General features: G+C 65.7%; 7 protein-coding genes and 1 tRNA gene. 5 read left to right on the top strand and 3 right to left on the bottom strand.

Translation table 11 applies throughout. The annotated features are described in order from the left end of the window. The 3 genes from dprA to L810_RS18820 all read left to right on the top strand — a co-directional run. Positions 1 to 1,132 (top strand): DNA-processing protein DprA (gene dprA / locus L810_RS18830; RefSeq protein WP_042975320.1); only part of this gene is annotated, 1,132 nt, incomplete at its 5' end. Between the two features lie 36 nt (positions 1,133 to 1,168). Beyond that, a complete protein-coding gene (locus L810_RS18825) occupies positions 1,169 to 1,549 on the top strand; it encodes a thioredoxin family protein (protein WP_021159864.1) in 381 nt (126 codons plus the stop codon). A 193-nt stretch (positions 1,550 to 1,742) separates the two neighbouring features. Then, the gene (locus tag L810_RS18820) at positions 1,743 to 4,367 is read left to right on the top strand and encodes a DNA topoisomerase III (RefSeq protein ID WP_021159862.1); all 2,625 of its coding nucleotides are present in this window, start codon (positions 1,743 to 1,745) and stop codon (positions 4,365 to 4,367) included. Positions 4,368 to 4,521: 154 nt separating this feature from the next. Here the strand turns inward: L810_RS18820 and L810_RS18815 are convergent, their stop codons facing one another. After that, positions 4,522 to 5,571, bottom strand: a complete 1,050-nt coding sequence (locus L810_RS18815; protein WP_021159861.1) for a LysR family transcriptional regulator — start codon at positions 5,569 to 5,571, stop codon at positions 4,522 to 4,524. 426 nt (positions 5,572 to 5,997) lie between these two features. Here L810_RS18815 and L810_RS18805 point away from each other — a divergent pair, with 426 nt between their 5' ends. Continuing rightward, complete coding sequence (locus L810_RS18805; protein ID WP_021159860.1) at positions 5,998 to 7,011, top strand: D-2-hydroxyacid dehydrogenase family protein; 1,014 nt, start codon at positions 5,998 to 6,000, stop codon at positions 7,009 to 7,011. Between the two features lie 47 nt (positions 7,012 to 7,058). Here the strand turns inward: L810_RS18805 and L810_RS18800 are convergent, their stop codons facing one another. Beyond that, a complete protein-coding gene (locus tag L810_RS18800; RefSeq protein WP_021159859.1) occupies positions 7,059 to 7,925 on the bottom strand; it encodes a patatin-like phospholipase family protein in 867 nt (288 codons plus the stop codon). Positions 7,926 to 7,933: 8 nt separating this feature from the next. After that, the gene (locus L810_RS18795) at positions 7,934 to 8,338 is read right to left on the bottom strand and encodes a PaaI family thioesterase (protein WP_027785770.1); all 405 of its coding nucleotides are present in this window, start codon (positions 8,336 to 8,338) and stop codon (positions 7,934 to 7,936) included. Between the two features lie 190 nt (positions 8,339 to 8,528). Here L810_RS18795 and L810_RS18790 point away from each other — a divergent pair. Continuing rightward, a tRNA-Lys gene (locus L810_RS18790) sits at positions 8,529 to 8,604 on the top strand. The last annotated feature ends 297 nt before the right edge of the window (positions 8,605 to 8,901 follow it).

Below are 8,901 nucleotides of genomic sequence, written 5' to 3'. Positions count from 1 at the left end.
CGCAACCAGCCCCGCCGCGGCCCAGGCCGTGCGCGCGAGCGAGCGCGGCGACCTCGACGCGCGCACCGACGCCGTGCTCGCCTGGCTCGACGCGCCGGGCAACGCGCTCGTCACGCTCAACGATCCGGCCTACCCGCCGCGGCTGCGCGACCTGCACGATCCGCCGCCGCTGCTATATGTAAAGGGCCGTCTCGACCTGCTGCACGCGCGCGGTCTCGCCGTGGTCGGCAGCCGCCACGCGACGCCGCAGGGTCTCGCCGACGCGACGCGCTTCGCCCGCGAGCTGTCCGACGCCGGGCTACCGATCGTGTCGGGCCTCGCACTAGGAATCGACGGCGCCGCGCATCGCGGCGGGCTCGACGGCCGGTCAGGCACGGTCGCGGTGATCGCGACCGGCGCCGATCTCGTCTATCCGGCGCGACACCGTGCGCTCGCCCACGAAATCGCCGCTCACGGCGCGATCGTGTCGGAGTGGCCGCTCGGCACACCAGCCCGCGCCGCACACTTCCCGCAACGCAACCGGCTGATCGCCGCGCTCGCGATCGGCGTACTCGTCGTCGAGGCCGCCCCGCGCTCCGGCTCGCTGATCACCGCGCGGCTCGCGAACGAACTGGGGCGCGATGTGTTCGCGATGCCGGGCTCGATCCACGCGCCGCTCGCGCAGGGCTGCCACGCACTGATCCACGACGGCGCGAAGCTGACGGCGGCGCCGCTCGACGTGCTCGAGGAGTACGGGCTGGGCGAACCGGCGGTTCGCGCGGCGGGCGATGCATCGTGCACCGGAAATCAGCTCGCCAGCGCCGCCAGCCTCCGCGGAACCGGAGCCGCCGGCGTCACACAGGCCGATCCGGCCGATCCGCTCGTTGCAGCCGGCCCGCCGGCGCGAGTCGAGGCATCGCCGGCGCTACCCTGCAGCCCGTCCGAACAGGCCGTACTCGCCGCGCTGGGATACGGCCCCGTCACCTACGAATGGCTCGCCGAACACAGCGGCCTGGCCGACGACGTGCTGCACGGCGCGCTGCTCGCGCTCGAGCTGGCCGGTCGCGTCGCGAGCGTCCCCGGCGGACGCTTCGCGCGCCTTGACGCAGCGCCCACCCCGGCCGCGCACGGCGTGCTACATTCCCCCGCATAGGGGCGGCCAAGCCGCCGACGATATCCAAGGAAATCCATGCCCGCGCTGAACCTCGACACCGATGCGGATCGGATCGCCGAGCGCCTCGCCGATCCCGGCACGTTGCTCGTCGCCTGCCTGTGCGCCGAGTGGTGCGGCACGTGCCGCGACTACCGGACGGCCTTCGACCAGCTCGCCGACGCGCATCCGGACGCCTGCTTCGCCTGGATCGACATCGAAACGCATGCCGACCAGCTCGACGATCTCGACGTCGAGAATTTCCCGACGATCCTGATCGAAGATACCCATACCGCACGTTTCTTCGGCACGGTGCTGCCGCATGCGGCAATCGTCGAGCGGATGCTGTCCGACCTGAGTGCGGTACCCGGTGCGCCGCACGCACCGAAATTGCGCAACGTCCTGACCGTCGAAGCCTGAATTCGCGAGCCGGCCCGGCGGTTTTGCGCCCGTTTGCGCGCGCCGCCGCGCCGGGCGCTTGCCGCCGTTGCAGGCCCCCTCTATGATGAGCCGCTTTTTGCACGCCGAGCCGCCGTCGCGTCGGCGTGTGCTATAAAGCGGTCGTTAAAGGGCCCCACAACCGGCGAACCCGGTCTACCAACACACACCTGTCATGTCCAAAGCACTGATCATTGCGGAAAAGCCTTCTGTCGCGAACGACATCGCACGCGCTTTGGGCGGCTTTACCAAGCATGACGAGTATTACGAGAGCGACGATTTCGTCCTTTCGTCCGCTGTCGGCCACTTGCTGGAAATCGCCGCCCCGGAAGAGTACGAGGTCAAGCGCGGGAAATGGAGCTTCGCGCATCTGCCCGTCATCCCCCCGCATTTCGACCTGAACCCGATCGCAAAAAGCGAGTCGCGCCTCAAGGTGCTCACGAAGCTGATGAAGCGCAAGGACGTCGACCGCCTGATCAACGCATGTGACGCGGGGCGCGAGGGCGAGCTGATTTTCCGCCTGATCGCACAGCACGCGAAGGCGAAGCAGCCGGTTCAGCGCCTGTGGCTGCAGTCGATGACCCCGCAGGCGATCCGCGACGGCTTCGCGAACCTGCGCAGCGACACCGACATGCAACCGCTCGCCGACGCCGCACGCTGCCGCTCGGAAGCCGACTGGCTCGTCGGGATCAACGGCACCCGTGCGATGACCGCGTTCAACAGCAAGGGCGGCGGCTTCTTCCTGACGACAGTTGGCCGCGTTCAGACGCCAACGTTGTCGATCGTCGTCGAACGCGAAGAGAAAATCCGCCGCTTCATCCCGCGCGACTACTGGGAAGTGAAGGCGGAATTCGCGTGCGCGGGCGGCTTCTACGAAGGCAAGTGGTTCGACCCGAAATTCAAGCGCGACGAATTCGATCCGGAAAAGCGCGACTCCCGCCTGTGGAGCCTGCCGGCTGCCGAAACGATCGTCGCCGCGTGCCGCGACCAGGTCGGCACGGTCTCGGAGGAATCGAAGCCGTCGACACAACTGTCGCCGCTGCTGTTCGACCTGACGAGCCTGCAGCGCGAAGCGAACAGCCGCTTCGGCTTCTCCGCGAAGAACACGCTCGGTCTCGCGCAGGCGCTGTATGAAAAGCACAAGGTGCTGACCTACCCGCGTACCGACGCGCGCGCACTGCCGGAAGACTATCTGTCCACGGTCCAGTCCACGCTCGAGATGCTCAAGGAGAGCAACAACTACCTGCCGCATGCGAAGCAGGTGCTCGACAAGGGCTGGGTGAAGCCGAACAAACGCATCTTCGACAACTCGAAGATCAGCGACCACTTCGCAATCATCCCGACGCTGCAGGCACCGAAGTCGCTGTCCGAGCCGGAGCAGAAGCTGTACGACATGGTCGTGAAGCGCTTCCTCGCCGTGTTCTTCCCGGCCGCCGAATTCCGTGTCACGACGCGGATCACCGAAGTCGCCGGCCATCACTTCAAGACCGAGGGCAAGGTGCTCGTCGAGCCGGGCTGGCTGCAGGTGTACGGCCGCGACGCCGAAGGCGCGGACGCGAACCTCGTGCCGGTGCAGAAGGACGAGAAGGTGAAGACGGACGAAATCGCCGCCGTCGCGCTCGTCACGAAGCCGCCCGCACGCTATTCGGAAGCGACGCTGCTGTCCGCGATGGAAGGCGCGGGCAAGCTCGTCGAGGACGACGAACTGCGCGAAGCCATGGCCGCGAAGGGCCTCGGCACGCCGGCCACCCGTGCGGCGATCATCGAAGGCCTGCTCGGCGAAAAGTACCTCGTGCGTGAAGGCCGCGAACTGATCCCGACCGCGAAGGCGTTCCAGCTGATGACGCTGCTGCGCGGCCTCGGCGTGAAGGAACTGACCGCGCCGGAGCTCACCGGCGAATGGGAATACAAGCTGTCGCAGATGGAGCGCGGCAACCTCGGGCGCGACGCCTTCATGCAGGAAATCGCCCGCATGACGCAGCAGATCGTCAAGCGCGCGAAGGAATACGATTCCGACACGATCCCCGGCGATTACGCGACGCTCGAGACGCCGTGTCCGAACTGCGGCGGCCAGGTGAAGGAAAACTACCGCCGCTTCGCGTGCACGAAGTGCGAGTTCTCGATCTCGAAGATCCCGGGCAGCCGGCAGTTCGAGATCGCGGAAGTCGAGGAACTGCTGCGGGAAAAGACGATCGGCCCGCTTTCCGGATTCCGCAGCAAGATGGGTCGCCCGTTCTCGGCGATCCTGAAGCTCTCGTTCGACGACGAGACGAAGAACTACAAGCTCGAGTTCGATTTCGGCCAGGATACGGGCGGCGAGGAAGGCGAGGCGCCCGACTTCTCCACGCAGGAACCGGTCGGCGCGTGCCCGAAGTGCAAGGGCCGCGTGTTCGAGCACGGGATGAGCTACGTGTGCGAGCACTCGGTGGCCAACCCGAAGACGTGCGACTTCCGCTCGGGCAAGGTGATCCTGCAGCAGGAAATCTCGCGCGAGCAGATGGGCAAGCTGTTGGCCGACGGCCGCACGGATCTGCTGCCGAACTTCAAGTCGTCGCGCACCGGCCGCAACTTCAAGGCGTTCCTCGTGAAGCAGCCGGACGGCAAGATCGGCTTCGAGTTCGAGAAGAAGGAACCGAAAGCCGCCGCCGCCAAGAAGACTGCGAAATCGGCGACGAAGGATGCCGAAACCGTGACGGAAGGTGCAGACGAGAAACCGGCACCGGCTCGCAAGACCGCCGCGAAGACTGCCGCCACCAAGACGGCGGCTCGCAAGACGACGACCCGCAAGACGGGCTCGTAACAGCCTGGACGCCGGGCGGGCTTTCTCCCGCGCGTCCTGCTTCGGCAGGCAGCCATAAAAAAAACGCGGATCGACTGCTCGATCCGCGTTTTTTCTTTGTGCCGGCGGTAACCGACGCGGTAACCGACGCCCGGCCGCCCGGGCCGTCGCGCCGTTACAGCGGCGACGGCGCCGCGACGCGCGTGCGCGGCGAACGCGGCAGGCGCGGCGACAGGTTCGGGTCGGCCGATTCCGGTTGCTCGGCACGCGTCTCGACACCGATCGGCGCGAGCGCGGAGCTCTGCGCGGCCCATTGCTCACCCATCGTCGCGTCGGTCGAGTGGCTGAAGTGCTCGACGAGGTGGTCGATGAACGTGCGCACCTTCGCGGGCAGATGGCGCCGGCTCGGGTAAGCGATGTTGATCTCGACCTGCGGCAGCCGGAAATCCGGCAGCAACCGCACGAGCGCACCGCGCGCGATGTCGCTGCCGATCAGGTAGCTCGGCAGGATCGCGACACCCATCCCGAGCAGCGCGAACTGGCGCAGCATCGCGGTGTTGTTCGCGACGATCACGTTCGTCGGGCGCACGCGCACTTCGCCGTCCGGCCCCGTGAACACACGCTCGTCGCCCCAGTATTCGGTCGGCAGGCTCAGGCTCGGATGCTCGGCGAGATGCTCCGGATGGGTCGGCACGCCGTGCTTCTCCAGATAGCTCGGCGTTGCGCACACGGTCATGCAGCCGGTGGTCAGGCGCCGCGTGACGATGCTCGCGCTGCGCATCTGGCGCGTGACGACGATGCCGACATCGAAACCTTCCTCGACCAGATCGACCTGCCGGTCGACCAGCGTGAGATCCGGCACCACTTTCGGGAAATTCTCCGTGTACGACTGCAACACGGGCGCGAGGTTATGCAGGCCGAACACGACGGGCGCGACGATGCGCAGCGTGCCGACCGGCTCGTGATTGCGTGCGACGACCATCTGCTCGACGTCTTCCAGCTCATCGAGGATCTGGCGGGCACGCTCCAGATAGACCTGGCCTGACTCGGTCAGGGAAAGGCTGCGCGTGGTGCGGTTCAGCAAACGCGTGCCGAGCCTGCCCTCCAGATCGGCGACGTGACGCGTCGCGACCGCGTTGGAGATATCCATTGCACTCGCGGCCCGCGCGAAACTGCCGAGATCTGCAACCTTGACGAACACGCGCATCGACTGCAAATGATCCATAAACGACTCCTGCCGCTGTTACAACTTCAAAAAGATGAAGCAAATGCGTAATTCTCCTACGACAGCGGAAATGATGCAGAGTTGCTCAACAAGGCCCCGGTTGACGATAAAAATAGTCAAAAATCCTCGCCCTCTGCGGATAGTTGATCCAATTATTCCGATTGGGACAACAATTGGGTGAACCTCGTCGTGTAAGCGGCCGAATCAGGAAGGACGTATTTGATGCGACACAACAGCGCACCCTTCTGCCCTGCCCGCGAGCGGCGCCGGGTCAGGCCGCCGCCAATTGCGGCGGAGCGTAACAACCTGTTAAAAAGACACCACGAAGGCGGCTGACATAGCATCATGTCGGCCCCGGCCGGGCGGGACGGGTGCGCGAGGTGCGCCGCCGCCACCGCCGCTTTCAACGCGCGACACCCGCTCATCATGAAAATTGCCATCCTCGACGACTACCAGGACGCCGTCCGCAAGCTGAACTGCTTCGAGATGCTTGCCGGCCACGACGTGAAGGTCTTCAACAATACGGTGCGCGGATTGGGACAACTCGCCAGCCGTCTGGCGGAAGTCGAGGCGCTCGTGCTGATTCGCGAACGGACCCCGATTTCGTCGCAACTGCTCGCAAAGCTGCCGAACCTGCGCATGATCAGCCAGACCGGCCGCGTGTCGAGCCACATCGACCTCGAAGCCTGTACCGACCGCGGCATCGCGGTGCTCGAAGGCACGGGCTCGCCGGTCGCCCCCGCCGAGCTGACCTGGGCGCTCGTGATGGCCGCCCAGCGCCGCATCCCTCAGTACGTCGCGAACCTGAAGCAGGGCGCCTGGCAGCAGTCGGGCCTGAAGACGTCGGCCATGCCGCCGAACTTCGGCCTCGGCCAGGTACTGCGCGGCCAGACGCTCGGCATCTGGGGCTACGGCAAGATCGGCCGGCTCGTCGCCGGCTACGGCAAGGCGTTCGGGATGAACGTGCTGATCTGGGGCCGCGAGCATTCGCTCGAGGCCGCGCGCGCCGACGGCTATACGGCCGCCGAAAGCCGCGAAGCGCTGTTCGAGCAGAGCGACGTGCTGTCGCTGCACCTGCGCATGCACGACGACACGCGCGGGATCGTGAAGCAGGAAGACCTGATGCGGATGAAGCCGACGTCGCTGCTCGTCAACACGAGCCGCGCCGAACTGCTCGAGGACAACGCACTGGTCAACGCGCTGTCGCACAACCGTCCGGGGATGGTCGCGATCGACGTGTTCGAGAGCGAGCCGATCCTGCAGGGCTACAGCCTGCTGCGAATGGAAAACGTGATCTGCACGCCGCACATCGGCTACGTCGAGCGCGAAAGCTACGAGCTCTACTTCAGCGCGGCGTTCCGCAACATCCTCGCGTTCGACGACGGCGACATGTCGAGCGTTGCCAACCCGGAAGCGCTGACGCCGATCCGCAAGCGCTGACCGCGCGGGCTGCGCACGCCGCAGCCCCGCTCCTCCATTCCCGATCGTCAGGCGGCCACGCGGCCACCCGTCATCGCATCGACGCGCGTAAGGAAATGCTCGCCGTCGCGCCGACCGAGATCGTACGCATGCCGCATCTGCGACGGGCTCGTGTAATCCCAACTCGAAATCGGCACCTTGCTCGAAGGCTGGACGTACAGCCGACGCTGCTCGCCATGCGCGACCGTGAACATCTGCGGGCGCGGATACAGCCGCGTGACGAGCACCAGCACGTCGCCCGGCGTCGGGTCGAGCGCGTCGACCGGCACGTTGTCGACCATCCCGCCGTCGAGCACCGGCCGGCCGCCGCGGCGCAGCACCGGCGTGAACGGCGGCGTGCAGGACGACTGCAGGATCAGGTCGGCGAGTTCCTCGACTTGCGTGCAGGCCTGCGCACGCACGAATTCGGGCCGAAAGCCGAGCGTGCGCCCGAGCGTCGGGTGCAGCGTCTTGCGCACGTACTTCTCGATGTTGTACGCGACAAGGCCGGCGGCGACTGCGCTGCGCGCACCGAGCCAGCGCGGCACATGCGACACGCCGATGCGGATCTCCGGCGCCGCGGCAAGCTTCGCGAACGGTTCGCCGTAGATGTCGAGCAGCGCCTGACGGTAAATCCGGTAATGCGGAAACACGGGCTCGCGCCCGAACAGGTTGCCCCAGTACGCGTTCTTCCGGTTGTGGCGCAGCGCCTCTTCGTAATAGCGCATCACCCAGGCGGCGTCGCGTGTATACAGCATGCAGGCAGTTGCCGCGCCGGCCGAGATACCGGTGATCACGCGCGGGCGCAGGCCGAGCGCCGGCTGTGCGACGTCCCAGAAGCCTGCCTGCCACCAGCAGCGATTGCCGCCACCCGCAAAGACGATCTGGTCGAACATCGCGCCGCTCAGCTGACGAGCGCGTAGGTCGACGTCGCGTGAACGGCCATCTTGCCGTCTTCGTCGAACAGCTCGACTTCGCCGAATACGAGATTGCGGCCCATCCGCAGCACGCGCGCGGTGACGAGCACGTCGCCCTTGCGCACGGGACGCATGAAGTTCGTGTTCAACGATACGGTCGTCATCGGCCGGAACTCGCCGAGCGCGGCCGAGATCGCGACCACCATCGCGGTATCGGCGGCCGCCGTGAACACCTGGCCGCAGATCACACCGCCCGAATGGCGGAATTCGCCGGAAAACGGCAGGCGCAGCGTGACGCTGTCGTCGCCGATCGACACGGGGACCAGACCGAGCGAGCGGACCCAGGGGGCCAGCAGGCGATCCAGCAATTCGCGGACTGCGTTTTCGTCCATCTTCGAAAGCCCAGAAAGCGTTGCGCGACCGCCGCGCAACACGTGTGGCGTCATCATACCGGGAGCACGAAAACTGCGATCGCTCGTTATCGGGCCGGCAGTCACCGTTGTCGTGACGAAATATTCTCAGGAAATTTGCAGAAAGGACTTGCCAAGCCTGAAATGCTCGTGCATAATCTTTCTTCTGTTGGGGGTGTTAGCTCAGTTGGTAGAGCAGCGGACTCTTAATCCGTAGGTCGAGTGTTCGAGTCACTCACGCCCCACCAATGAATTCAAGGGCTTAGCGCACGCTAAGCCCTTTTTCTTTGCCCGAAATTCGGCAAAGGTTCAACAAAGGTTCAACGGCCCAAAAAGTGCCTTCTCTAGGTCAACGGGTTCAACCGCTGTTCCGCCTGCGCTGTAAGCGCGGCACTACCATCCGCACCTCCCCTTGACGCACGACGCGCCAGTCGTCCATCCACACGTCCTCTGCCACCCGTTTAAGTGCGTTTGCATTAGCGCCCTCGTTAATTAACCCGGTCGCCATCTGCTTGATCAAGGCACGATGGGAGCGGGTCTCACGC

Source organism: Burkholderia sp. AU4i (assembly GCF_000466765.1).
Lineage (GTDB): Bacteria > Pseudomonadota > Gammaproteobacteria > Burkholderiales > Burkholderiaceae > Burkholderia > Burkholderia cepacia.
This window is presented reverse-complemented; position numbering and strand designations above follow the sequence as displayed.

Coding starts and splice junctions, on each gene's coding strand:
- L810_RS18825 (WP_021159864.1), top strand. CDS start 1,169: ATGCCCGCGCTGAACCTCGACACCGATGCGGATCGGATCGCCGAGCGC.
- L810_RS18820 (WP_021159862.1), top strand. CDS start 1,743: ATGTCCAAAGCACTGATCATTGCGGAAAAGCCTTCTGTCGCGAACGAC.
- L810_RS18815 (WP_021159861.1), bottom strand. CDS start 5,571: ATGGATCATTTGCAGTCGATGCGCGTGTTCGTCAAGGTTGCAGATCTC.
- L810_RS18805 (WP_021159860.1), top strand. CDS start 5,998: ATGAAAATTGCCATCCTCGACGACTACCAGGACGCCGTCCGCAAGCTG.
- L810_RS18800 (WP_021159859.1), bottom strand. CDS start 7,925: ATGTTCGACCAGATCGTCTTTGCGGGTGGCGGCAATCGCTGCTGGTGG.
- L810_RS18795 (WP_027785770.1), bottom strand. CDS start 8,338: ATGGACGAAAACGCAGTCCGCGAATTGCTGGATCGCCTGCTGGCCCCC.